General features: G+C 71.9%; 23 protein-coding genes. 8 read left to right on the top strand and 15 right to left on the bottom strand.

The window, feature by feature from the left end; genetic code table 11:
* Window positions 1-39: 39 nt before the first annotated feature.
* Both rlmB and cysS read right to left on the bottom strand, forming a co-directional pair.
* Entirely contained in the window at window positions 40-1,002 is a 963-nt protein-coding gene (gene rlmB / locus ABD324_RS09235) for a 23S rRNA (guanosine(2251)-2'-O)-methyltransferase RlmB (RefSeq protein WP_344414551.1), read from the bottom strand.
* 13 nt (window positions 1,003-1,015) lie between these two features.
* Window positions 1,016-2,407, bottom strand: a complete 1,392-nt coding sequence (gene cysS / locus ABD324_RS09230) for a cysteine--tRNA ligase (protein ID WP_344414549.1) — start codon at window positions 2,405-2,407, stop codon at window positions 1,016-1,018.
* Window positions 2,408-2,503: 96 nt separating this feature from the next.
* On the opposite strand from cysS, the gene ABD324_RS09225 reads away from it, so the two are divergent.
* Window positions 2,504-2,920 carry a VOC family protein gene (locus tag ABD324_RS09225; protein ID WP_344414547.1) on the top strand — a complete coding sequence of 139 codons (417 nt, stop codon included), beginning with the start codon at window positions 2,504-2,506 and terminating at the stop codon, window positions 2,918-2,920.
* 67 nt (window positions 2,921-2,987) lie between these two features.
* Here ABD324_RS09225 and ispF read toward each other — a convergent pair whose 3' ends face one another.
* Genes ispF through ABD324_RS09210 form a run of 3 tightly spaced genes read right to left on the bottom strand, consistent with a single transcriptional unit; the run spans window position 2,988 to window position 4,650 of the window.
* The gene (gene ispF / locus ABD324_RS09220) at window positions 2,988-3,452 is read right to left on the bottom strand and encodes a 2-C-methyl-D-erythritol 2,4-cyclodiphosphate synthase (protein ID WP_344414545.1); all 465 of its coding nucleotides are present in this window, start codon (window positions 3,450-3,452) and stop codon (window positions 2,988-2,990) included.
* Window positions 3,449-4,162 (bottom strand): 2-C-methyl-D-erythritol 4-phosphate cytidylyltransferase, encoded by a 714-nt coding sequence (gene ispD, locus ABD324_RS09215; protein ID WP_344414543.1) that lies wholly within the window; start codon window positions 4,160-4,162, stop codon window positions 3,449-3,451. The genes ispF and ispD overlap by 4 nt, the downstream gene beginning before the upstream one ends.
* On the bottom strand, window positions 4,159-4,650 hold the full coding sequence (locus ABD324_RS09210; protein ID WP_344414541.1) for a CarD family transcriptional regulator: 492 nt from the start codon (window positions 4,648-4,650) through the stop codon (window positions 4,159-4,161). The genes ispD and ABD324_RS09210 overlap by 4 nt, the downstream gene beginning before the upstream one ends.
* 228 nt (window positions 4,651-4,878) lie before the next feature.
* Between ABD324_RS09210 and ABD324_RS09205 the strand changes: the two genes are divergently transcribed.
* A complete protein-coding gene (locus tag ABD324_RS09205; protein WP_344414539.1) occupies window positions 4,879-5,472 on the top strand; it encodes a copper chaperone PCu(A)C domain-containing protein in 594 nt (197 codons plus the stop codon).
* Between the two features lie 24 nt (window positions 5,473-5,496).
* Complete coding sequence (gene radA / locus ABD324_RS09200) at window positions 5,497-6,879, top strand: DNA repair protein RadA (RefSeq protein ID WP_344414538.1); 1,383 nt, start codon at window positions 5,497-5,499, stop codon at window positions 6,877-6,879.
* 3 nt (window positions 6,880-6,882) lie between these two features.
* On the opposite strand, the gene ABD324_RS09195 is transcribed toward radA, so the two are convergent.
* Window positions 6,883-7,761, bottom strand: a complete 879-nt coding sequence (locus tag ABD324_RS09195; protein ID WP_344414535.1) for a hypothetical protein — start codon at window positions 7,759-7,761, stop codon at window positions 6,883-6,885.
* Window positions 7,762-7,906: 145 nt separating this feature from the next.
* Between ABD324_RS09195 and ABD324_RS09190 the strand changes: the two genes are divergently transcribed.
* Window positions 7,907-8,824, top strand: coding sequence for an HhH-GPD family protein (locus ABD324_RS09190; RefSeq protein WP_425565770.1), 918 nt, complete (start codon window positions 7,907-7,909; stop codon window positions 8,822-8,824).
* Window positions 8,825-8,853: 29 nt separating this feature from the next.
* Window positions 8,854-9,348: a 2'-5' RNA ligase family protein gene (locus tag ABD324_RS09185; RefSeq protein WP_344414534.1), complete on the top strand. Its 495-nt coding sequence runs from the start codon at window positions 8,854-8,856 to the stop codon at window positions 9,346-9,348.
* A 32-nt stretch (window positions 9,349-9,380) separates the two neighbouring features.
* Here ABD324_RS09185 and ABD324_RS09180 read toward each other — a convergent pair whose 3' ends face one another.
* Window positions 9,381-10,190 carry an alpha/beta fold hydrolase gene (locus tag ABD324_RS09180; RefSeq protein WP_344414533.1) on the bottom strand — a complete coding sequence of 270 codons (810 nt, stop codon included), beginning with the start codon at window positions 10,188-10,190 and terminating at the stop codon, window positions 9,381-9,383.
* A gap of 25 nt (window positions 10,191-10,215) precedes the next feature.
* Here ABD324_RS09180 and ABD324_RS09175 point away from each other — a divergent pair, with 25 nt between their 5' ends.
* Together ABD324_RS09175 and ABD324_RS09170 are read left to right on the top strand one after the other, a co-directional pair.
* Complete coding sequence (locus ABD324_RS09175; RefSeq protein WP_344414531.1) at window positions 10,216-10,524, top strand: antibiotic biosynthesis monooxygenase family protein; 309 nt, start codon at window positions 10,216-10,218, stop codon at window positions 10,522-10,524.
* A 52-nt stretch (window positions 10,525-10,576) separates the two neighbouring features.
* Window positions 10,577-11,380, top strand: coding sequence for an SIR2 family NAD-dependent protein deacylase (locus ABD324_RS09170; RefSeq protein ID WP_344414529.1), 804 nt, complete (start codon window positions 10,577-10,579; stop codon window positions 11,378-11,380).
* A 42-nt stretch (window positions 11,381-11,422) separates the two neighbouring features.
* Here ABD324_RS09170 and ABD324_RS09165 read toward each other — a convergent pair whose 3' ends face one another.
* The 6 genes from ABD324_RS09165 to lysS form a co-directional block, all read right to left on the bottom strand.
* A complete protein-coding gene (locus ABD324_RS09165; RefSeq protein ID WP_344414526.1) occupies window positions 11,423-11,845 on the bottom strand; it encodes a DUF779 domain-containing protein in 423 nt (140 codons plus the stop codon).
* Window positions 11,845-13,368, bottom strand: a complete 1,524-nt coding sequence (adh, locus tag ABD324_RS09160) for an aldehyde dehydrogenase (RefSeq protein ID WP_344414525.1) — start codon at window positions 13,366-13,368, stop codon at window positions 11,845-11,847. The genes ABD324_RS09165 and adh overlap by 1 nt, the downstream gene beginning before the upstream one ends.
* A gap of 216 nt (window positions 13,369-13,584) precedes the next feature.
* Complete coding sequence (locus tag ABD324_RS09155; RefSeq protein ID WP_344414524.1) at window positions 13,585-16,152, bottom strand: ATP-dependent Clp protease ATP-binding subunit; 2,568 nt, start codon at window positions 16,150-16,152, stop codon at window positions 13,585-13,587.
* 210 nt (window positions 16,153-16,362) lie between these two features.
* Window positions 16,363-17,187 carry a siderophore-interacting protein gene (locus ABD324_RS09150; RefSeq protein WP_344414522.1) on the bottom strand — a complete coding sequence of 275 codons (825 nt, stop codon included), beginning with the start codon at window positions 17,185-17,187 and terminating at the stop codon, window positions 16,363-16,365.
* 130 nt (window positions 17,188-17,317) lie between these two features.
* The gene (locus ABD324_RS09145) at window positions 17,318-17,656 is read right to left on the bottom strand and encodes a histone-like nucleoid-structuring protein Lsr2 (RefSeq protein WP_344414520.1); all 339 of its coding nucleotides are present in this window, start codon (window positions 17,654-17,656) and stop codon (window positions 17,318-17,320) included.
* A gap of 165 nt (window positions 17,657-17,821) precedes the next feature.
* Window positions 17,822-19,279 (bottom strand): lysine--tRNA ligase, encoded by a 1,458-nt coding sequence (lysS, locus tag ABD324_RS09140; RefSeq protein WP_344416309.1) that lies wholly within the window; start codon window positions 19,277-19,279, stop codon window positions 17,822-17,824.
* 110 nt (window positions 19,280-19,389) lie between these two features.
* Here lysS and ABD324_RS09135 point away from each other — a divergent pair, with 110 nt between their 5' ends.
* The gene (locus ABD324_RS09135; protein ID WP_344414518.1) at window positions 19,390-20,145 is read left to right on the top strand and encodes a class I SAM-dependent methyltransferase; all 756 of its coding nucleotides are present in this window, start codon (window positions 19,390-19,392) and stop codon (window positions 20,143-20,145) included.
* Here ABD324_RS09135 and ABD324_RS09130 read toward each other — a convergent pair.
* Together ABD324_RS09130 and panD are read right to left on the bottom strand one after the other, a co-directional pair.
* Window positions 20,061-20,891: a type III pantothenate kinase gene (locus tag ABD324_RS09130; protein WP_344414516.1), complete on the bottom strand. Its 831-nt coding sequence runs from the start codon at window positions 20,889-20,891 to the stop codon at window positions 20,061-20,063. The two genes, ABD324_RS09135 and ABD324_RS09130, sit on opposite strands and share 85 nt — an antisense overlap.
* Window positions 20,888-21,298: an aspartate 1-decarboxylase gene (gene panD / locus ABD324_RS09125; RefSeq protein ID WP_344414515.1), complete on the bottom strand. Its 411-nt coding sequence runs from the start codon at window positions 21,296-21,298 to the stop codon at window positions 20,888-20,890. Before panD ends, ABD324_RS09130 begins: the two co-directional genes overlap by 4 nt.
* Window positions 21,299-21,304: the final 6 nt, after the last annotated feature.

The following is a 21,304-nucleotide window of genomic DNA, read 5'->3' as shown; positions in this document are numbered from 1 at the left end:
GGCAATAGTCGCCATAGCGACTATTGCCACTCACAGGGGTCAGGCCTGGAGGCGGCGGCGCCGGGCGATCTCGGCGAGCACCACGCCGGTGGCGACCGAGGCGTTGAGGGACTCGACCGGGCCGGCCATCGGGATCGACACCGTGACGTCGCAGGTCTCGCGGACGAGCCGGGACAGGCCCTTGCCCTCCGAGCCCGTGACGATCACCAGGGGGTCCGTGGCCAGGTCGAACTCGTCCAGCGAGACGTCGCCCTCGGCGTCCAGGCCCGCGATCATCAGCCCGGTCTGGGCGTACTCGCGCAGGGTCCGGGTGAGGTTGGTGGCCCGGGCGACGGGCAGCCGTGCGGCCGTACCCGCGGACGTCCGCCACGCGACGGCGGTCATGCCCGCGGAGCGCCGCTGCGGCACGACGACGCCGTGCCCGCCGAACGCGCTGACCGACCGCACGACCGCCCCGAGGTTCCGCGGGTCCGTGACGCCGTCGAGCGCGACGATCAGCGGCGGCCGGCCGGTGTCGGACGCGGCCTGGAGCAGGTCGTCCGGGTGGGCGTACTCGTAGGGCGGGATCTGCAGGGCGATGCCCTGGTGCAGCGCGCCGCCGGAGATCCGGTCCAGCTCGTTGCGCTCGACCTCGAGGATCGCCAGGCCCAGGTCCGCGGCGAGGTGCACGGACTCCGCGACCCGCTCGTCGCTCGTCGCACCGATCGCGACCCGCAGCGCCGTGGCCGGCACACCGGCCCGCAGGCACTCCACCACCGGGTTGCGGCCCAGCACGGTCTCGGGGCCGTCCCCGTCCTGCGGGCGCCGGTTCTGCCCGGCCGTGACGCGCCGGTCCTTGGCCGCGGCGCGGCGCTGCGCGGGGTGCCCCTTGCGGGCGGACGCGGGCGGGGTCGGGCCCTTGCCCTCCAGCCCGCGGCGGCGCTGGCCGCCCGAGCCCGTGACGGCGCCCTTCTTCGTGCCTTCCTTGCGCACCGCACCGCGGCGCTTGGAGTTGCCGGCCATGATCCCGTCTCAGCTAGTTGTTCTTGAGCGACCAGGTCGGGCCGTCGGCGCCGTCCTCGACGCTGATGCCCGCGGCCAGCAGCCGGTCGCGCACGGCGTCCGCCTCCGCGAAGTCCTTGGCCTTGCGCGCCGCCTGGCGACGCTCGAGCAGCTCCTGGACCAGCACGGAGAGCGCGCCGAGAGCGGCCTCGTCCCCGGCGCTCGTGCGCCAGTGCGGGTCCAGGGGGTCCACGCCCAGCACCGCGGTCATCGCGCGCACCGACTCCGCCGCGGCGAGGGCGGCCTTGCGGCTGCCCGCGTCGAGCGCCGCGTTGCCTTCGCGGACGGTGTTGTGGACGACGGCGAGCGCGCCCGGGGTGCCCAGGTCGTCGTTCATCGCGGCGGCGAACTCCGCCGGCACCTGCTCCGCGACGCCCGGTGCACCGACCCGCTCGCCGACCCGGCCGAGGAACGACTCGATCCGGCGGAACGCGGCGACCGCCTCGGACAGCGCCGCATCGGAGTACTCGATGGACGAGCGGTAGTGCGGCCCGACGAGGTAGTAGCGCAGCTCGACGCCGCGGACGCGCTGCAGCAGCGCCTCGATCGACAGCGTGTTGCCGAGCGACTTCGACATCTTCTCGCCGCCCATGGTGACCCAGGCGTTGTGCAGCCAGTACCGCGCGAACGGGTCCCCCGCCGCCATGGACTGGGCACGCTCGTTCTCGTGGTGCGGGAAGACGAGGTCCAGGCCGCCGCCGTGGAGGTCGAACTCCGGGCCGAGGTACGTCGTGGCCATGGCCGAGCACTCGAGGTGCCAGCCCGGTCGCCCCGCGCCCCACGGCGTGGGCCAGCTGGGCTCGCCCGGCTTGGCGGCCTTCCACAGCGTGAAGTCCAGCGGGTCCCGCTTGCCGGGGAGCTCGCCCTCGCCCTGTGCCACGTCGTCGACCCGCTGGCCGGACAGCTCGCCGTAGCGCGGGAAGGTGCGCACCGCGAAGTAGACGTCCCCACCCGCGGCGTACGCGTGGCCGCCCGCGATCAGCCGCTCGATGTAGGTGGTCATCTGCGTGACGTGCCCGGTCGCCCGCGGCTCGATCGACGCGGGCAGGCAGCCCAGCGCGTCGTACGCCGCGGTGAAGGCGCGCTCGTGCGTGGCCGCCCACTCCCACCACGGACGACCGGCCTCACCCGCCTTGCGGAGGATCTTGTCGTCGATGTCCGTGACGTTGCGGACGAGCGTGACGTCGAACCCCTCGCGGGTGAGCCAGCGGCGCAGCACGTCGTAGTTCAGGGAGCTGCGGACGTGCCCGATGTGCGGCAGCCCCTGGACGGTGGCGCCACAGACGTACATCGACACGGCTCCGCTGCGCAGGGGGACGAAGTCCCGCTGCTTCCTGGTCGCGGTGTCGAAGAGTCGGACGCTCACCAGCCCAGGGTACGGAAGCGCTGGTACACGGGCCGCGCAGGGGCCACGTCACATTCGTCCAAGACGCCGGGCGGTCGCCCGGGCACGCTGTGCGGCATGACAGGCATCGAGCAGCTCTACCCGAGGCTCCCCGTCCGCGGGGCCGACGAGGCGATCGAGTTCTACCGCACGGCCTTCGGCGCGGAGCTCGTCGAGCGGTACGCGACGCCGGACGGGGCCGTGGTGCACGCGCTGCTGCGCGCCGGGGAGGCCGTCTGGGCGGTCAAGGACGGCGACGAGTACGACGCCGCACCGCCGGACGGGGGCGGCTCGGCGATCCTCGCCCTCTACGTGAGCGACCCCGACGCGGTGGGCAAGGCCATGGAGGCGGGCGGCGCGACGGTCCGCTTCCCGATCGCCGACCACGACTACGGCGAGCGCGGCGGCAGACTGACGGACCCCTTCGGCCACCAGTGGATGATCGCCAAACGCGGCGACCTGACCGAGGAGGAGATCGCCGCCGCCCTCCGGTGAGCGCGTTATGGATCCATAACGCGCTCCGGAGGCCCGAAAGATCGCGTTATGGATCCATGACGCGGGGTCAGGGGTGGGTGAGGAGGGCTGTTGCGATCGCGGCGATGCCCTCGCCCCGGCCGGTGAGACCGAGGCCGTCCGTGGTGGTGCCCGAGACCGACACCGGGCCGCCCACCGCCTCGGACAGCACCTTCTGCGCCTCGTCCCGGCGGGTGCCGATCCTCGGGTGGTTGCCGATGACCTGGACGGCGGCGTTCGCGACCGTCCAGCCCTCCTCGGCGAGCAGCCGTCGGACCTCGCCGAGGAGCGCGACCCCGCTGGCCCCGGACCACTCCGGACGGCCGGTGCCGAAGACCGCGCCGAGGTCGCCCAGGCCGGCGGCGGAGAGCAGGGCGTCGCACAGCGCGTGGCTCGCGACGTCGCCGTCCGAGTGCCCGGCGCAGCCGTCGACACCCTCCCACCAGAGCCCGGCGATCCAGCAGGGCCGCCCCACCTCGACGGGATGGACGTCCGTACCGATTCCCGTTCTCACGACCCCTCCAGCAGCAGCTCGGCGATCCGCAGGTCCCACGCCGTGGTCACCTTGAAGGCCGCGGGGTCCCCGGGCACCGTGACGACCGGTTCACCGAGCCGCTCGACGAGCCCGGCGTCGTCCGTCGCCGTGTCCCCGCTGTCGCCTGCCTTCTCGTAGGCCCGGCGCAGGGTCTCGTACGCGAAGCCCTGCGGGGTCTGGACCGCGCGCAGCTCGGACCGGTCCACGGTTCGCTCGACGGCGCCCTCGCAGACCTGCTTGACGGTGTCCGCGAGCGGGAGCGCGGGCACGACGGCGGGATGCCCGGCCCGCACCGCGGCGACCACCGATGCGATCAGCGCGGGCGGGGTGAGCGGGCGGGCCGCGTCGTGCACGAGTACGACCTCGGGAGGCCCGTCACCTGCCGGGCCCGACGGTCGTTCACCGCCGTGGGAACCGCACAGGAGCTCGAGCGCGAGGCGTACCGACGCCGTGCGCTCGCCACCGCCGGCGAGCACCCGCACCGGGCGCCCCACGAACAGCTCGCGGGCACGATCCAGCAGGTCCCCGGGCACGGCGACGACGACCTCGTCGACCGCACCCGAGTCGAGCAACCCGCCGACCGCACGTACCACGATGGGCACGCCGGCCAGCGGCACGAAAGCCTTCGGGAGCGCGGCTCCGAGCCGTGTCCCCGATCCGGCGGCCGGGACGACCGCCGCGACGCTCACGCGTTGGTGGTGGCGAGCACCTCGTCGAGCAGGGCCTCGGCCCGCTCTTCGTCGGTGCCCTCGGCCAGCGCGAGCTCGCTGACCAGGATCTGGCGAGCCTTCGCCAGCATGCGCTTCTCGCCCGCGGACAGGCCGCGGTCCTTCTCGCGCCGCCAGAGGTCGCGCACGACCTCTGCGACCTTGTTGACGTCTCCCGACGCCAGCTTCTCCAGGTTCGCCTTGTACCGGCGCGACCAGTTGGTGGGCTCCTCGGTGTGCGGGGTGCGGAGCACCTCGAACACCTTGTCCAGCCCCTCCTGGCCCACGACATCGCGAACGCCCACGACCTCGGCGTTATCGGCGGGAACGCGGACCGTCAAGTCACCCTGGGCGACCTTCAGGACGAGGTACTTGCGCTCCTCGCCCTTGATCGTCCTAGTCTCGATCGCCTCGATGAGAGCGGCACCGTGGTGCGGGTAGACGACGGTCTCTCCGACCTTGAAAACCATGTGTCCTCTGGCCCCTTTCGCTGCACCCAGGTTAACACGCCCGACCCGCCGACCTCACGTCGGGCGGGACCATCGTCGCAGGTCAGTGGGTTGACAAGCAGCGGAAAACGTGCAGGCGCAGGCCCGTCGGGGCTCACGCGTGTGACGGATGCGAGCCGAGTGCACGCCTGCTGCGTGCCGCCGACTAGGCTGCACGCGGAAACCCGGCCGTCAGGAAGGACCGCACCCGTGAGTCGCGCGATCGTCACCCCCGAGCGTTCCCGCGCCCGCCGCGGGTCACGGACCGTCCGTCTGCTGGCCGCCGGTGGCGTCGCCGTCGCGGCGCTCGCCCTCGCGGGCTGCGGCGCCGGCCAGATCGCGCAGACCTCCCTGCAGGTCTCGGCCGTCGGCGGGGCCAACGGCACCACCGGCTTCGTCGCCGTCCGCAACGCGGAGATCGCCTTCCCGGCGGGCGTCACGAACTCCGGCGCGGCCTACCGCACCGGCGGCACCGCGCCGGTCGCGATGACCATCGTGAACACCGGGAACACCTCGGACCGGCTGCTCTCGGCCAGCAGCCCCGCCGGCTCGGTCACCGTGACCGGTGAGCAGAACCTGTCGCCGCAGCTCTCGCTGGTCTCGGGCGACCAGGGCTCGACGTCGGTGCCGGGCACCAAGCGGTTCACGATCGAGATCACGGGCCTGCGGGAGGACGTCCTGTCCGGCCGCACGTACCCGCTCACGCTCACGTTCGCCAACGCCGGGAACGTCCAGGTCGACCTGCCGGTCGCGCTGCCCAGCACCCCGCGTCAGGACCAGCCCGCCGAGGGCGGCGGGCACTGATCCGCACGTGACCCCGATCCGCACGTGACGCCGAGGAGCCGCACCCGCAGCTCCTACACCTGCACGGAGTGCGGGCATCGCGCCGCGCAGTGGAACGGCCGCTGCCCCGGCTGCCAGGCCTGGGGCACCCTCACCGAGCAGGCCGAACCCGCCCGCGCGACCGCGTCCCCGGGGCGGCGGGTCGCGGCCGGCGCGCCCAGCACCCCGGCCCGCCCGATCTCCGAGGTCGAGCTCGACTCGGCCAAGGCCCGCCCCTCGGGCGTCGACGAGCTGGACCGCGTCCTCGGTGGCGGCCTTGTGCCGGGCGCGGTGGTGCTGCTCGCCGGTGAGCCCGGCGTCGGCAAGTCCACGCTCCTGCTGGAGGTGGCCGCCAAGGCCGCCGTCGCCCGGACCGTCCTCTACGTGACGGGCGAGGAGTCGGCCGGGCAGGTCCGCCTGCGGGCCGAGCGCACCGGGGCCCTGCACGACAAGCTGTACCTCGCGGCCGAGTCCGACCTGTCGTCGATCCTCGGACACGTCGACGCGCTGCGCCCCGAGCTGCTGATCGTCGACTCGGTGCAGACGATGACCTCCCCCGAGGTCGACGGCTCCCCCGGCGGCGTCACGCAGACCCGGGCCGTCACGGTCGCCCTCACCGCGCTGGCCAAGGAGCGCGGCCTGCCCGTCCTGCTCGTCGGGCACGTGACGAAGGACGGCAACATCGCCGGGCCCCGCGCACTGGAGCACCTGGTCGACGTGGTGCTCGCGTTCGAGGGCGACAAGCACTCGTCGCTGCGCATGGTCCGCGGCGTGAAGAACCGCTTCGGGCCGGCGGACGAGGTGGGCTGCTTCGAGCTGCGGGACTCCGGGATCGTCGGGCTCCCCGACCCGTCCGGGCTGTTCCTCGCCCGCTTCGGCGCCACGCAGGCCTCGGTGGTGCCCGGCACCGCCGTCACCGTGGTGATGGACGGGCGGCGGCCGCTGCTCGCCGAGGTCCAGGCCCTGGTCGCCTCCTCGCACATGCCCACCCCGCGACGGGCGGTGTCCGGGCTGGACAGCTCCCGGGTGGCGATGCTGCTCGCGATCCTGGAGCGGCGCGGCGGCGTGCGGCTGCAGGACTCCGAGGTCTACACCGCGACGGTCGGCGGCATGAAGGTCACCGAGCCGGCCGCGGACCTCGCCCTGGCGATGGCGGTGGCGAGCGCGAAGAACGACGTCGCGCTCCCGCCTGATCTGATCGTGCTCGGCGAGCTCGGGCTGGCCGGCGAGGTGCGACGGGTGTCCGGTGTGGACCGCCGGCTCGCCGAGGCCGCGCGGCTGGGGTTCACGCATGCGCTGGTGCCGCCGGACAGCGACGCCGGGCACTCCGGCATGAAGATCACCGAGGTCTCGGACGTCTCCCAGGTGCTGAGCCGGATCAGGCGCTGACGCTCACGCCGGCGTGAGGGTGAAGTAGGTCGGGCCGCTGATCTTGTCGGCGACCCGGGTGAGCAGGGTGTAGTCGCCGGCGGGGATCCGGGTGCGCGGCGCCGTGCAGCCGGGCACCGACGACAGCCCCGACCAGGTCACCGCGAAGGCCACGGGCTGCCCCGGGACGAGCGTGCGCAGGTCCTGGGTGGACGGGTTCACGCAGTCGTTGCTCGACCAGAGCCGCTTCTGCACCGGCCGGTCCCACACCACGATCTCCTGCAACGCCCCGTCGAGGTCCCGCACGCACGCCTGCCCCGTGATGTTGACGACGACCAGGCGCAGCTGCGGCCGGTCCCCCACCTTGTGCGTCGGGGAGTCGATCTCGGCGGACACCGCGATCATGTCGTTGGTGCAGGCCGGCGGCCCGGTCGGCGGCGCCGCGGAGGTCGGCGGCACCGCGACGGGGACGCGCGGCGTGGTGTCCGGCTGCAGCGGGGTCTCGGGTCCGCCCTCCACCCCCGCGGAGGGTGTGCCGGAGGGGGACGTGGTGCCGGCCGGGATGCCGGTGGCCGAGAGCGCCGCCGGGTCGGACGTCCCGGAGACCGGGGTGGTCGTCCCCGCCGCCCCCGTGGCGTCCGGCGCCGGTCCGGCCGACGGCGCCGCCGACGGCACTGCCGGCCCGGCCGAGGGCACCGACGGGGTGGTGGACCCGGGAGGCAGGTCCGTCCGGTTGACCACCGGTGTGGTGGCCTCGTTCGTGGGGCCGGGGTCGGAGGGGCCGGCGGTGAGGACGGCGAGCGAGAACCCCGCGACCACGAAGAACGCGATCACGGAGGCGAGCGCGAGCCAGCGCCGTTTCCAGTAGACGTGCGCGGGCAGCGGTCCGACCGGCTCCCACATGTCACGCAGGGTAGAGCCGTGATTACTACACGTTGCGGGAACCGGCTCGGCGCGGCGCGCGCGATGTACCGGTGTGGGGGACCGTATCGGGCGATCACCCACCCGGTGGGGCGGCACGCCGCCGGGCGATGGCACGATCTCGAGGGTGACCGCCCCGCTCCGCACCGTGCCCACCTCGCCGCTCGGCGAGCGCACCGCGGACTGGTTCCGGGCCGAGGCCCGGGACCTCCCGTGGCGCCGCCCCGACACCACGCCCTGGGGCGTGCTGGTGAGCGAGTTCATGCTCCAGCAGACACCGGTGGCCCGGGTCGAACCCGTCTGGGAGCGGTGGATGGCCGAGTGGCCGGTGCCGTCGGCGCTCGCCGCCGCGAGCCGGCCCGAGGTGCTGCGCGCCTGGGGCAAGCTCGGCTACCCGCGCCGGGCGGCCCGCCTGCACGAGGCCGCCGCCGCCATCGCCGCGCAGCACGGCGACCGCGTCCCGTCCGATGTGGAGGAGCTGGAGGCTCTGCCGGGCATCGGTTCCTACACCGCCCGGGCCGTCGTCGCCTTCGGCTACGGGCGCCGCGCACCGGTCGTCGACACCAATGTGCGACGGGTGGTGGCGCGGGCCGTGCACGGTGCCGGCGACGCCGGGCCCGCCCGCGTCAAGGCCGATCTCGCCGACGTCGACGCCCTGCTGCCGCGCGACGACTCCGCGGCCGCCGTCGTCTCGGCCGCCCTGATGGAGCTCGGCGCCGTGATCTGTGTCGCACGGAACCCGCGCTGCGGCGCGTGCCCGGTGCACGCGGACTGCGCGTGGATCGCCGCGGGGCGCCCCGAGTACACGGGCCCCCGACGGCCGGTCCAGGGCTTCGCGGGCACGGATCGCCAGGTCCGCGGCAAGCTGCTCGACGTCCTACGCGCGGCCGAGGCGCCCGTGCCCAAGGCCGCACTCGACGTGGTGTGGTCCGACGGGCCGCAACGGGACCGCTGTCTGGACTCGCTGCTGGTGGACGGCCTGGCCGAACAGACCGCCGACGGGCACTTCGCCCTGGGCGGAACCACCCCCGGTACGACAGACTGACCTCAGGCGTCACGGGTACGAGGAGCTCGATGGCACAGATCGTGCGGTTCCGGCTGGACATGGCCGCGGAGGACCGGGTCGTCGAGCTGCGCGAAATCCTGCGCAAGGAGGGCATCCGCGTGCCCACCGAGCTGCCGACCGTCACCTTCGCCGCGGCCGCGCAGATCCCCGCGCTGGCCCGCGTCGAGCTCACCGAGGCGCTGATGAGCCTGAGCCTGCCGTCGCTGTGGCTGGCCACGCTCGGTTCGGTCGCCGGGCACGACGACGATCTCGTGCTCTCCGCGATCGTCGACACCGAGCTGCTCGCGGTGCACAGCGCGGTCCACGACGCGCTGGCCGGCAAGGTCAAGTCGCCCTTCGGCTCGTACCTGCCGGGCGCCTGGCTGCCGCACGTCGTGCTGGCCCACGAGCGCCCCGCCGAGGCCTTCGCGCTGCTCCACCCGATCCGCCCGGTCCGCGCCGCGATCGAGGGCGTGGAGATCGCCGACACCCGCGACGGCACGTCGGAGCCCCTCTTCGCCTGACCCCTCGTGAGTGGCGATCGTCGCCGGAGCGACTATCGCCACTCACGAGGGGACTTCAGGAACGGTTCGACGACGGCCAGGTAGGCCTCCTCGTCGGCATGGACCAGGTGGCCCGTACCCGGCAGCCGCACGTGCCGCGCGTGCGGGATCCGCCGCGCCATCTCCGCCATCTGGCCCTCCGGGACCACGGACTCCTCCGCCTCGATCAGCAGGGCCGGGCAGCCGATCGCGTCGACGTCCGCCCAGCGGGCCTCGCGGACCCACCCGGCGGCGATCGCGCTCGCGTCCCGGACCCGGGTGAGCAGGTGGAGGCCGTCCGCACGCTCGTCGACGCACTCGGCCATGTAGTCGCCGAACTCGATCCGCGGGTGCCCGAAGGCCTGGCGCACCGCCTCCCGGGACGCGAAGGGCTGCGGCATCGCCCCGAACCAGGCGGTCGCGGCGCCGACGGGATCACCCGGCAGGCCGGTGAGATCCACCCCCATGTCCTCGACGACGACGGCGCGCACGAGGTCGGGCCTGCGCGCGGCCAGGGCGAGCGCGTGCAGGCCACCCATCGAGTGCCCGACCACGACCCCGGGGCCGACCCTCGCGAGGACCTCCTCGGCGTCGCGCGCCATCCGGTCCGTCGTCCACGGGCCGGCGGCCTGCGAGCGGCCGTGGCCCCGCGCGTCGAGGCCCAGGACGCGGCCGTACGGGCGCAGCGCGCGGGCGATCGACCACCACGTCGTTGCCCGCCCCATCAGGCCGTGGAGCAGCAGGATCGGCGGCCCCTCGCCGCCGAACTCGACGACCGCGAGGTAGACCCCGTCGGACGTCCGCACCGATCTGCGCCCCTCCATCGGACGCCAGGCTAACGTTGGGGCCATGGCCGTCGTGAAGATCAACGCTATCCACGTGCCCGAGAACGCGGGCCCGGAGCTCGAGAAGCGGTTCGCGAGCCGCAAGCACGCCGTCGACAACCAGCCCGGCTTCCTCGGCTTCCAGCTGCTCCGCCCGGTGAAGGGCGAGGAGCGCTACTTCGTCGTCACGACCTGGGAGTCGGACGAGGCGTTCGAGGCCTGGCGCTCCGGCCCGGCCGTCGAGGCGCACGCCGGCTCGCGCGCCCCGGACGCGGGCGGCAGGCCGGTCGCGAGCGGCGCCGACCTGCTCGAGTTCGAGGTCGTGGAGCTCTGAGAGGAGCGTGCGGAACGAGGCGTCGGGCTCCGGGCGGAGCGAGCATCGGCTCATGAGTCTCCACGACGCCGCCGGCCTGATCCGGGACGCCGGCGCCATGCTGATCTGCGCGGGCGCCGGAATGGGTGTCGACTCCGGGCTGCCGGACTTCCGCGGCACCGAGGGTTTCTGGCGCGCCTACCCGCCCTACGAACGCCTCGGCCTGCGGTTCGAGGAGCTCGCCGATCCCGTCCATTTCGCGGACGACCCGGCCCTGGCCTGGGGTTTCTACGGCCACCGGCTCGAGCTGTACCGCCGGACGGTGCCGCACGCCGGCTTCGGGATCCTGCGGCGCTGGGCTTCCGAGAGGCCCACGCGGGTGTTCACCTCGAATGTCGACGGACAGTTCCAGAAGGCCGGCTTCGACCGGGTCGCCGAGGTGCACGGCTCCATCCACCACCTGCAGTGCCTCGCGGACTGCGGGCAGGAGATCTGGCCGGCCGGTGAGGTCCCGGCGATCGACGGGGAGACGATGCGGGCGCGCGACCCGCTGCCCGCCTGCCCCTCGTGCGGGGCCCTGGCCAGGCCGAACATCCTGATGTTCGGGGACTGGTCCTGGGACCCGTCCCGCTCCGGCCCCGACCTGCAGCGGCTGCACGAGTGGATCCGCGCGCACCGGCGCGAGCTCGCGGTGATCGAGATCGGGGCCGGCACCGCGGTCCCGACGGTCCGCAAGGAGGCCGAGCTGGCCACGGCCGCGACGGGCGCGCTGATCCGGATCAACGTCCGCGAGCCGGAGGTCCGCCACGGTCGCGGCATCGGAATAGCAGCGGGCGCCGAGTCCACCTTGCGGGAACTCGACGCCCTGGTCTCGTGAGTGGCGATAGTCGCCAGAGCGACTATCGCCACTCACGGGGTGCTACAGCTCGGACTTGAGGCGCCCGTACTCCTCGTCGGTGAACAGGCGGCTGCGGATCAGGAATCGCACGCCTTCCGGCGCCTCGACCGAGAATCCGCTCCCCCTGCCCTTCACGACGTCCACCGTGAGATGGGTGTGCTTCCAGTACTCGTACTGGCTCGCCGACATGTGGAACCCGATCGGCTTGTCCAGGCCTTCGACGGTCAGGTCGCCCAGGTGGACGTCCTGACCCCCCAGCTTGAAGTCGCCGTCGGGATAGCACATCGGCGCACTGCCGTCACAGCACCCGCCCGACTGGTGGAACATCAGCGGACCGTGGATGTCGGTCAGCTTCACCAGCAGCTCCGCCGCCGCGGGGGTCAGCGCGACCCGCTCGGTACCGGAGCCCGGGACCTCGACTGTCTCGGCGGCGGAGTCACCCATCAGAAGAAGCCCTGGGCGTTCTGCGAGTAGCTGACCAGCAGGTTCTTCGTCTGCTGGTAGTGGTCCAGCATCATCTTGTGGTTCTCGCGCCCGATGCCGGACTGCTTGTAGCCACCGAAGGCCGCGTGCGCCGGGTAGGCGTGGTAGTTGTTCACCCACACCCGACCCGCCTGGATGTCGCGGCCCGCGCGGTACGCCGTGTTGCCGTCGCGGGACCAGACCGCGGCACCCAGGCCGTACAGGGTGTCGTTGGCGATCTTGATCGCGTCGTCGTAGTCGCTGAACCGCGCGACCGAGACGACCGGCCCGAAGATCTCCTCCTGGAAGATCCGCATCGCGTTGTTGCCCTCGAACACGGTCGGGTTGATGTAGTAGCCGCCCGACAGCTCGCCGCCGAGGTCGGCCCGGTCGCCACCGGTGAGGACGCGCGCGCCCTCCTGGCGGCCGATGTCGATGTAGCTCAGGATCTTCTCGAACTGGTCGTTCGAGGCCTGGGCGCCGATCATCGTCTCGGTGTCGAGCGGGTGACCCTGCTTGATCTGCTCGGTCCGCTTGACGGCCTGCTCGAGGAACTCGTCGTAGATGCCGCCCTGGATCAGCGCGCGCGACGGGCAGGTGCAGACCTCGCCCTGGTTGAGGGCGAACATCGCGAAGCCCTCGAGCGCCTTGTCGTAGAACGCGTCGTTCTGCGCGGCCACGTCGTCGAAGAAGACGTTCGGGCTCTTGCCACCCAGCTCGAGGGTGACCGGGATCAGGTTCTCGCTGGCGTACTGCGAGATGAGCCGGCCGGTCGTGGTCTCACCGGTGAACGCGATCTTGCGGATCCGGTTGCTCGAGGCCAGCGGCTTGCCCGCCTCTACGCCGAAGCCGTTGACGATGTTCAGCACGCCCGGCGGGAGCAGGTCGGCGACCAGCTCGTTGAGCACGTGGATCGACGCCGGGGTCTGCTCCGCCGGCTTGAGGACGACCGCGTTGCCGGCCGCGAGGGCGGGCGCGAGCTTCCAGATCGCCATGAGGATCGGGAAGTTCCACGGGATGATCTGCCCGACCACGCCCAGCGGCTCGTGGAAGTGGTAGGCGACCGTGTCCTCGTCGATCTGCGAGATGCCGCCCTCCTGGGCGCGCAGGGCGCCCGCGAAGTAGCGGAGGTGGTCGATCGCGAGCGGGATGTCCGCCGCGAGGGTCTCGCGGCAGGCCTTGCCGTTCTCCCACGACTCGGCGATCGCGATGAGCTCGAGGTTCGACTCGACCCGGTCCGCGATCTTGTTCAGGATGTTCGCGCGCTCGGCGACGGAGGTCTTCCCCCACGCCGGCGCCGCGGCGTGCGCGGCGTCGAGGGCCTTCTCGACGTCCTCCGCGGTGCCCCGGGCGACCTCGGTGAACGTCTGACCCGTGACGGGCGTCGGGTTCTCGAAGTACTGCCCCTTTACGGGCGCCACGTACTCGCCGCCGATGAAGTGGTCGTACCGCGGCTTGAAGCTGACAACGCTCTCCGCGTCACCGGGATTGGCGTACTTGGCCATGTCCGTCCTTCCACACCGTTGGAGCCAGTGACCGACGACACTAGATTGCGGTTCGTTGCAGGCTCGTTGCACGCAGATGCGGACCCCTCCGAACGGGCAGGCCGATCAGGCGGAAAAGGGTGAGGGTGACCTCACCATCGGGGGAGGGGCGGGGACGCCGGACGGCCCGCCTCCCTCGCGGGAGACGGGCCGTCCGTCGTGCGCTGTGTCAGGCCGTCAGGCCGACTCCTCCGAGGTGGTGCCGCCACCGGCGACGATGTCCACCGGCGGAGCGTCCGGCACCGTGACGGCGGGCTCGCGGCGTTCCCCTCGGAAGGTGAACGTCGCCTTGTCGTCCCGGGCCGGCGAGCCCTCGGGAGCGTCCTCGTCGATGCCCTCGGCGTCGACGATCACGATCTGCCCCGGCTCGATCTCGCCGAACAGGATCTTCTCGGACAGCTGGTCCTCGATCTCCCGCTGGATGGTCCGGCGCAGGGGACGGGCACCGAGCACCGGGTCGAACCCGCGGCGGGCCAGCAGGCCCTTCGCGGCGTCCGTGAGCTCGATGGCCATGTCCTTGTTGGCCAGGGCCTTCTCCACGCGGGTGATCATCAGATCGACCATCTGGATGATCTGCGGCTGCGTGAGCTGGTGGAAGACGATGATGTCGTCGATACGGTTCAGGAACTCCGGGCGGAAGTGCTTCTTCAGCTCGTCGTTGACCTTGGTCTTCATGCGCTCGTAGTTCGACTGCTCGTCGTTGCTCTGCGCGAAGCCGAGCCCGACGGCCTTCGAGATGTCCTGGGTACCCAGGTTCGAGGTGAAGATCAGCACCGTGTTCTTGAAGTCCACCGTGCGGCCCTGGCCGTCCGTCAGGCGGCCGTCCTCCAGGACCTGCAGGAGCGTGTTGTAGATCTCCTGGTGGGCCTTCTCGATCTCGTCGAACAGCACGACCGAGAACGGCTTGCGACGCACCTTCTCGGTGAGCTGGCCGCCCTCCTCGTAGCCCACGTACCCGGGAGGGGCACCGAAGAGCCGCGAGGCGGTGTAGCGGTCGTGGAACTCGCCCATGTCGATCTGGATGAGCGCGTCGTCCTCGCCGAAGAGGAAGTTCGCCAGCGCCTTGGAGAGCTCGGTCTTACCGACACCGGACGGGCCGGCGAAGATGAACGAGCCCGAGGGGCGCTTCGGGTCCTTCAGACCGGCACGGGTCCGGCGGATCGCCTGGGCGACGGACTTGACCGCCTCCTCCTGGCCGATGATCCGCTTGTGGAGCTCGTCCTCCATCTTGAGCAGCCGAGTCGTCTCCTCCTCGGTCAGCTTGAAGACGGGGATGCCGGTCCAGTTCGCCAGGACCTCGGCGATCTGCTCGTCGTCGACCTCGGCCACGACGTCCAGGTCACCGGACTTCCACTGCTTCTCCCGCTCGCCCTTCTGGCCGAGCAGCTGCTTCTCGGAGTCCCGCAGGTGAGCGGCGCGCTCGAAATCCTGCGCGTCGATCGCGGACTCCTTGTCCCGGCGGACGTTCGCGATCTTCTCGTCGAACTCCCGCAGGTCCGGTGGCGCCGTCATCCGGCGGATGCGCATCCGGGCGCCGGCCTCGTCGATCAGGTCGATCGCCTTGTCCGGCAGGAAGCGGTCCGAGATGTAGCGGTCCGCCAGCGTGGCGGCCGCGACGAGCGCCGGGTCGGTGATGGTGACCCGGTGGTGCGCCTCGTAGCGGTCGCGGAGGCCCTTGAGGATCTCGATGGTGTGCGTGACGCTCGGCTCGCCCACCTGGATCGGCTGGAAGCGGCGCTCCAGCGCGGGGTCCTTCTCGACGTACTTGCGGTACTCGTCGAGCGTGGTGGCACCGATCGTCTGCAGCTCGCCGCGGGCCAGCATCGGCTTGAGGATGCTGGCGGCGTCGATCGCGCCCTCGGCGGCACCCGCACCCACGAGGGTGTGGATCTCGTCGATGAACAGGATGATGTCGCCGCGTGTGCGGATCTCCTTGAGCACCTTCTTGAGGCGCTCCTCGAAGTCACCGCGGTAGCGGGAACCGGCGACCAGCGAGCCCAGGTCGAGCGTGTAGAGCTGCTTGTCCTTGAGCGTCTCCGGGACCTCGCCCTTGACGATGCCCTGGGCCAGCCCCTCCACGACGGCGGTCTTGCCGACGCCGGGCTCGCCGATCAGGACGGGGTTGTTCTTGGTCCTCCGGGAGAGGACCTGCATGACCCGCTCGATCTCCTTCTCCCGGCCGATGACCGGGTCCAGCTTCCCCTCGCGGGCCTGCTGGGTGAGGTTGCGACCGAACTGGTCGAGCACGAGGGAGGACGAGGGAGTGCCCTCGCCGCGACCCGACTGGGCCTCGGCGGGCTCCTTGCCCTGGTAGCCGGACAGCAGCTGGAGGACCTGCTGGCGGACACGGTTGAGGTCGGCACCCAGCTTGACGAGCACCTGCGCCGCGACGCCCTCGCCCTCGCGGATCAGGCCGAGCAGGATGTGCTCGGTGCCGATGTAGTTGTGGCCGAGCTGCAGCGCCTCGCGCAACGACAGCTCCAGCACCTTCTTCGCCCGCGGGGTGAAGGGGATGTGCCCGGACGGGGCCTGCTGGCCCTGGCCGATGATCTCCTCGACCTGCTGACGGACGCCCTCCAGAGCGATCCCGAGCGACTCGAGCGCCTTCGCGGCGACGCCCTCGCCCTCGTGGATGAGGCCAAGGAGGATGTGCTCGGTGCCGATGTAGTTGTGGTTGAGCATCCGGGCCTCTTCTTGGGCCAGGACGACAACACGCCTTGCTCGGTCGGTGAACCTCTCGAACATTTGCACTCCTTGCCTGCTGCGCCCACACGTGCGACGCGACCAGCATCCCTGTGACGCTGCGCCGGCTTATCGACAGCGAGCGCCCCTACCACTGTATCGGGCCGACGGCCCCGGGCGCCGCTCGCGCGTCGGGCGTCACCGCCCTGCCGACACAACGGTGTGCTGTGACGTTCGATTCCCCGACGGCGCCGGTTCAGCCGAGAGTGAACCTCAGCGACCTGCGGAGACCTGTTCCTCGGCCCGGTCGGCCTCGGCCTGTTCCTGCTTGTACACGCGGAAACCCTCCTCGTCGCGGCCCCGGCGCCAGTAGCCGGAGACGGACAGGGAGTCCCGCTCGATCCCCCGTTCGCGCGTCAGGTGCCGGCGCACGTCGCGGACCTCGGCGGCCTCACCGTGCACGAAAGCGTGGACACGACCGGCCGGGAACTCGAGCCCGCGGACGGCCTCGAGGAGCTGCCCGGTCCCGTCCTCCGCCCGGTGCAGCCAGCGCAGCCGCAGGTCCGCGGGGGTGTCGAGGGGCAGCTCGTCGGCCGCCGAACCCACCTGGACCAGGACGTGCGCCGTCCGGCCGGCGGGGATGCGGGCGAGGGCGGCCCCGATCGCGGGCAGCGCGGCCTCGTCCCCGACGAGCAGGTGCCAGTCCGCCTCCGGGTCCGGCGCGTAGGCGCCGCCCGGGCCGAGCATCCGCAGCACATCACCCGGACGGGCGGTCGCGGCCCACGGACCGGCGAGGCCGGAATCGCCGTGGTGCACGAAGTCGATCGTCAGCTCGCCGCGGTCGTGGTCGAGCGCGCGCACGGTGTAGGTGCGCTGCCGCGGCCAGTCCGCGCGCGGCAGGTCGCGATGGATCATGTCCATGTCGAACGGTTCGGGGTACTCGACGCCCGGGACCGGAAACAGAATCTTCACGTAGCGGTCGGTGAACTCGGTGTCCGGGAACTGCGCGAGCTCCGGTCCACCCGCCACGACCCGCACCAGGTGCGGGGAGAGCCGCTCGGTGCGCAGGACCTCGAGCGTGGTCGTACGGCGTGCCAAGGAAACCTCCGGGGGATGCGACGTCCTCCGGCCACCGTACGCCTCGAGGTTAGGTGACCCTGAGAAGCGACGGAGGCCGACCGGGATGCACCCGGCCGGCCTCCGTCGTCCACCTACTCCTGAGCGCCGCTCAGTTCTCCTGGTGGTAGGCCTCGAGCACCTCGGCGGGAATGCGGCCGCGGTCGGAGACCTTCATGCCGCGCTTACGGGCCCAGTCCCGGATGGCCTGGTTCTGCTCGCGGTCGATGGACGGCTTGCGCACGGGCGCCGACGACCCGCTCGCCCGGCGCCGCCCGGCGGCCCGGCGGGCCGCCCCCACATAGGACGCCAGCGCGTCCCGGAGCTTTCCGGCATTCACCGTCGACAGGTCGATCTCGTAGTTCTTGCCGTCGATGCCGAACTCGACGGTCTCGTCGGCCTTCTTGCCGTCGAGGTCGTCGATCAGCTTGATCTCACGGATCTGCGCCACCGCCGCAGCCTCCACTTTCGTCAGTTTTCGGATCAATAAGGTGACGGAGGCACCCGTCCCGGGTCATTTATATCGCAATTAACCGGGTGGGTCGAGCGGGCGCGGCGACCCGAACTCCTCTGGTGACTTCCGACGCCTCCGGAGAACGTTCCGGATGCTCCGGGCTCAGCCTTCCCGGCGGACGAGGGGGAACAGAATGGTCTCGCGGATCCCCACGCCGGTGAGCGTCATCAAGAGCCGGTCCACGCCCATTCCCATGCCGCCCGTGGGAGGCATTCCGTACTCCATCGCGCGGATGAAGTCCTCGTCGAGCTGCATCGCCTCGGGATCCCCCTTGGCCGCGAGCAGCGACTGCGCGTGCAGGCGGGCCCGCTGCTCGACCGGGTCGACCAGCTCGGAGTAGGCCGTGGCCAGCTCGTGCCCGAAGACGATCAGGTCCCACGCCTCGGCGAGCCGCGCGTCGTCCCGGTGCTGTCGGGTGAGCGGCCGGACCTCGACCGGATAGTCGCGGACGAAGGTCGGTTCCTGCAGGGTGTGCTCGACGAGCTTCTCGAACAGCTCGAGCACGATCTCGCCCGCGCCCCATTCCTCCTTGAGCGCCACGTCGCGCTCCGCCGCGATCCGGCGCAGCTCCGCCACCGGAGTGTCCGGCGTCACCTCGGAGCCGACGACCTCGGCTACCGATCCGTGCAGGGTGACCGATCGCCACTCACCCCCGAGGTCGTGTTCCGACCCATCGGCGTGACGCACAACGGTCGACCCGAACACGGCGCGTACACATTCCTGGATCAGTTCCCGGGTGAGTTCCGCCATGTCGTCGTACGTGGCGTAGGCCTGGTAGGCCTCCAGCATCGCGAACTCGGGCGAATGCGTGGAGTCGATGCCCTCGTTCCGGAAGACCCGGTTGAGCTCGAAAACCCGCTCGATACCACCGACCACGGCCCGCTTCAGGAAGAGCTCCGGGGCGATCCGCAGATACAGATCCGTGTCCAGGGAGTTCGCGTGCGTGACGAACGGGCGCGCCGTGGCCCCGCCGTGCAGCAGCTGCAGCATCGGCGTCTCGACCTCGAGGTAGTCGCGCTCCTCGAACTGGCGGCGCAGCGTGCGCAGCACCGTCGACCGGGTGCGGACCATGTCCCGGGCCTGCGGCCGCATGATCAGGTCGACGTAGCGCTGGCGGACGCGGGTCTCCTCGGAGAGCTCGCTGTGCGCGTTCGGCAGCGGCCGGATGGACTTCGCGACCATTCCCCAGGAGCTCGCCATCACCGACAGCTCGCCGCGCTTGGAGGTGATCACCTCGCCGGTGACGAGCACGTGGTCGCCGAGGTCGACCTGGGCCTTCCAACGCGCCAGCTCGTCCTCACCGACGTTGGCCAGGCTGAGCATGGCCTGCAGCTCGGAGCCGTCCCCCTCCACGAGCTTGGCGAAGCAGAGCTTCCCGGTGTTGCGGAGGAACAGCACCCGGCCCACGACGCTGACGGTCTCGCCCGTCGCGGTGTCCGCGGGCAGGTCCGGATGGGCCTCCCGGACGGCACGCAGCGTGTGCGTGCGGGGCACCTGGACGGGATAGGGGTCGAGGCCCGCATCCAGCATGTCCGCCCGCTTCTTCGACCGGACCTGCATCTGCTCGGGCAGGTCGTCGACGGTCTCCACAGGCGAATCAGTCACGGGCGGTAAGGCTAGACAATGGAATCCGGGGGCGTCGCGCCGGTATCGCGCCTACCGTCGACGGCGTGCCCGATGCCACCCGCGCCCGCTCGTTCGGGGCCGTCGCCGACGACTACGCCGCCCACCGGCCCGGATACCCCGAGGAGGCCGTCGCCTGGGCGCTCGCGCCCGCTCCCGGACGTCCCCGGGTGCTCGACCTCGCCGCCGGGACCGGGAAGCTGACGGCCTCGCTGCTCGATCGGGCCGACGTCGGTGAGGTCGTCGCCGTCGAACCCGATCCGGGGATGCTGGCCCGGCTGCGGGCCGACCTCCCGGGGGTGGACGCGCGGGAGGGGACCGCCGAGCAGATCCCGTTGCCGGACGCGTCCGTCGACGCGGTGCTGGTGGGACAGGCCATCCACTGGTTCGACGAGGAGCGGGCGTATCCCGAGATCGCGCGGGTGCTGCGGCCGGGCGGGGTGTTCGCCGGCTTCTGGAACGCGGACGACTCCGAGGTCGACTGGGTGCGGGGGTACATCGACGTCCTCATGCGGGAGCGGGCCGCGCCGGGCGACCCCGCCGCCGGCGACGGGGCGACCCTCGACCTGCCCGAGCCGTTCGCGGCCGTCGAGCGGCGGGACTTCACCAATCCGGTCCCGACGACGAGCGAGGGCCTGATCGCCACCCTGTCCACCCATTCCTGGGCGTTGACGGCCGATCCGGAGCTGCGCGAGCGGGCCCTCGGCGCGCTGCGCGCCTACCTGTCCGAGCGCCCCGAGACCGCCTCGGGCGCCTTCGACTGGCCGGTGTTCACACTCGTGCTGCGGACGTTCCGCAAATAGGTGAGGCGCAGCCCGTCGAGCGTCAGGTCCGGGACGTACTCGGTGATGGTGTCCGAGATGCCCTCCATCATCGGCGCCAGCCCGCCCGTGCCGAGCACCGTCACCGGGCCCGCTGCCGGCCCGAGCTCGCCGAGGATCCGGCGGACCAGCCCGTCGACCTGCCCGGCGTAGCCGTACAGGATCCCGGACTGCAGCGCCTCCACAGTGTTCTTGCCGATGACCGAGCGAGGCGGCAGCAGCTCGACATGGCGCAGCGCGGCCGCCCGCACGGCGAGCGCGTCCATCGAGATCTCCATGCCCGGAGCGATCGCGCCGCCCAGGAACTCGCCCCGGGCCGACACGACGTCGATGTTCGTGGCGGTGCCGAAGTCCACGACGACGCAGGCCGTGTCGAAGCGGTGGTGCGCGGCGAGGGTGTTGACCACCCGGTCCGCCCCGACCTCGCGCGGGTTGTCGACGAGCAGCGGCACGCCCGTCCGCACGCCCGGACCGACCACGACGGACGGGGTGCCCGGCCGCCGTTCCAGCATCAGCCGCAGCTCGCGCAGGACCGTGGGCACGGTGGACAGCGCCGCGATCCCCTCGAGGTCCGCCGCGTAGGCGCCGAGCATCGCGACGATGGCGATGTCGAGCTCGTCGGCGGTGATCGCCGGGTCGGTGCGCATGCGCCAGTCCCGCACCAGGCGGTCGCCGGCGTAGACGCCCAGGGCGATCTGTGTGTTGCCGACATCGATGCAGAGGATCACCGCAGTGACTGGGACAGCAGGCCCGAGCCCTCCGGGGCGTGCGCCGGGTCGTCGCCCAGCTCGACGACCTTGTTCTCGCCGTCGACGAACACGACCCGCGGCGAGTAGGTGAGCAGCTCGGCCTCGTCGAGCTGGCCGTAGGCGATGAGGATGACGAGGTCGCCCGGGTGCACGAGGTGGGCGGCGGCACCGTTGATGCCGATCACGCCGCTGCCCCGCTCACCGGGGATCACGTACGTCTCGAGGCGGGCACCGTTGGTGATGTCGACGATCGCGACCTGCTCGCCCTCGAGCAGCCCCGAGGCGTCCATCAGGTCGCGGTCGACGGTCACCGAACCGACGTAGTGCAGGTCGGCCTGGGTCACCGTGGCGCGGTGGATCTTGGCGGTCATCATGGTGCGCAGCATCTTCGG

Source organism: Pseudonocardia ailaonensis (assembly GCF_039531635.1).
Lineage (GTDB): Bacteria > Actinomycetota > Actinomycetes > Mycobacteriales > Pseudonocardiaceae > Pseudonocardia > Pseudonocardia ailaonensis.
This window is presented reverse-complemented; position numbering and strand designations above follow the sequence as displayed.

Coding starts and splice junctions, on each gene's coding strand:
- rlmB (WP_344414551.1), bottom strand. CDS start 1,002: ATGGCCGGCAACTCCAAGCGCCGCGGTGCGGTGCGCAAGGAAGGCACG.
- ABD324_RS09225 (WP_344414547.1), top strand. CDS start 2,504: ATGACAGGCATCGAGCAGCTCTACCCGAGGCTCCCCGTCCGCGGGGCC.
- ABD324_RS09210 (WP_344414541.1), bottom strand. CDS start 4,650: ATGGTTTTCAAGGTCGGAGAGACCGTCGTCTACCCGCACCACGGTGCC.
- ABD324_RS09195 (WP_344414535.1), bottom strand. CDS start 7,761: ATGTGGGAGCCGGTCGGACCGCTGCCCGCGCACGTCTACTGGAAACGG.
- ABD324_RS09185 (WP_344414534.1), top strand. CDS start 8,854: ATGGCACAGATCGTGCGGTTCCGGCTGGACATGGCCGCGGAGGACCGG.
- ABD324_RS09180 (WP_344414533.1), bottom strand. CDS start 10,190: ATGGAGGGGCGCAGATCGGTGCGGACGTCCGACGGGGTCTACCTCGCG.
- ABD324_RS09175 (WP_344414531.1), top strand. CDS start 10,216: ATGGCCGTCGTGAAGATCAACGCTATCCACGTGCCCGAGAACGCGGGC.
- ABD324_RS09170 (WP_344414529.1), top strand. CDS start 10,577: ATGAGTCTCCACGACGCCGCCGGCCTGATCCGGGACGCCGGCGCCATG.
- ABD324_RS09165 (WP_344414526.1), bottom strand. CDS start 11,845: ATGGGTGACTCCGCCGCCGAGACAGTCGAGGTCCCGGGCTCCGGTACC.
- adh (WP_344414525.1), bottom strand. CDS start 13,368: ATGGCCAAGTACGCCAATCCCGGTGACGCGGAGAGCGTTGTCAGCTTC.
- ABD324_RS09155 (WP_344414524.1), bottom strand. CDS start 16,152: ATGTTCGAGAGGTTCACCGACCGAGCAAGGCGTGTTGTCGTCCTGGCC.
- lysS (WP_344416309.1), bottom strand. CDS start 19,279: ATGCAGGTCCGGTCGAAGAAGCGGGCGGACATGCTGGATGCGGGCCTC.
- panD (WP_344414515.1), bottom strand. CDS start 21,298: ATGCTGCGCACCATGATGACCGCCAAGATCCACCGCGCCACGGTGACC.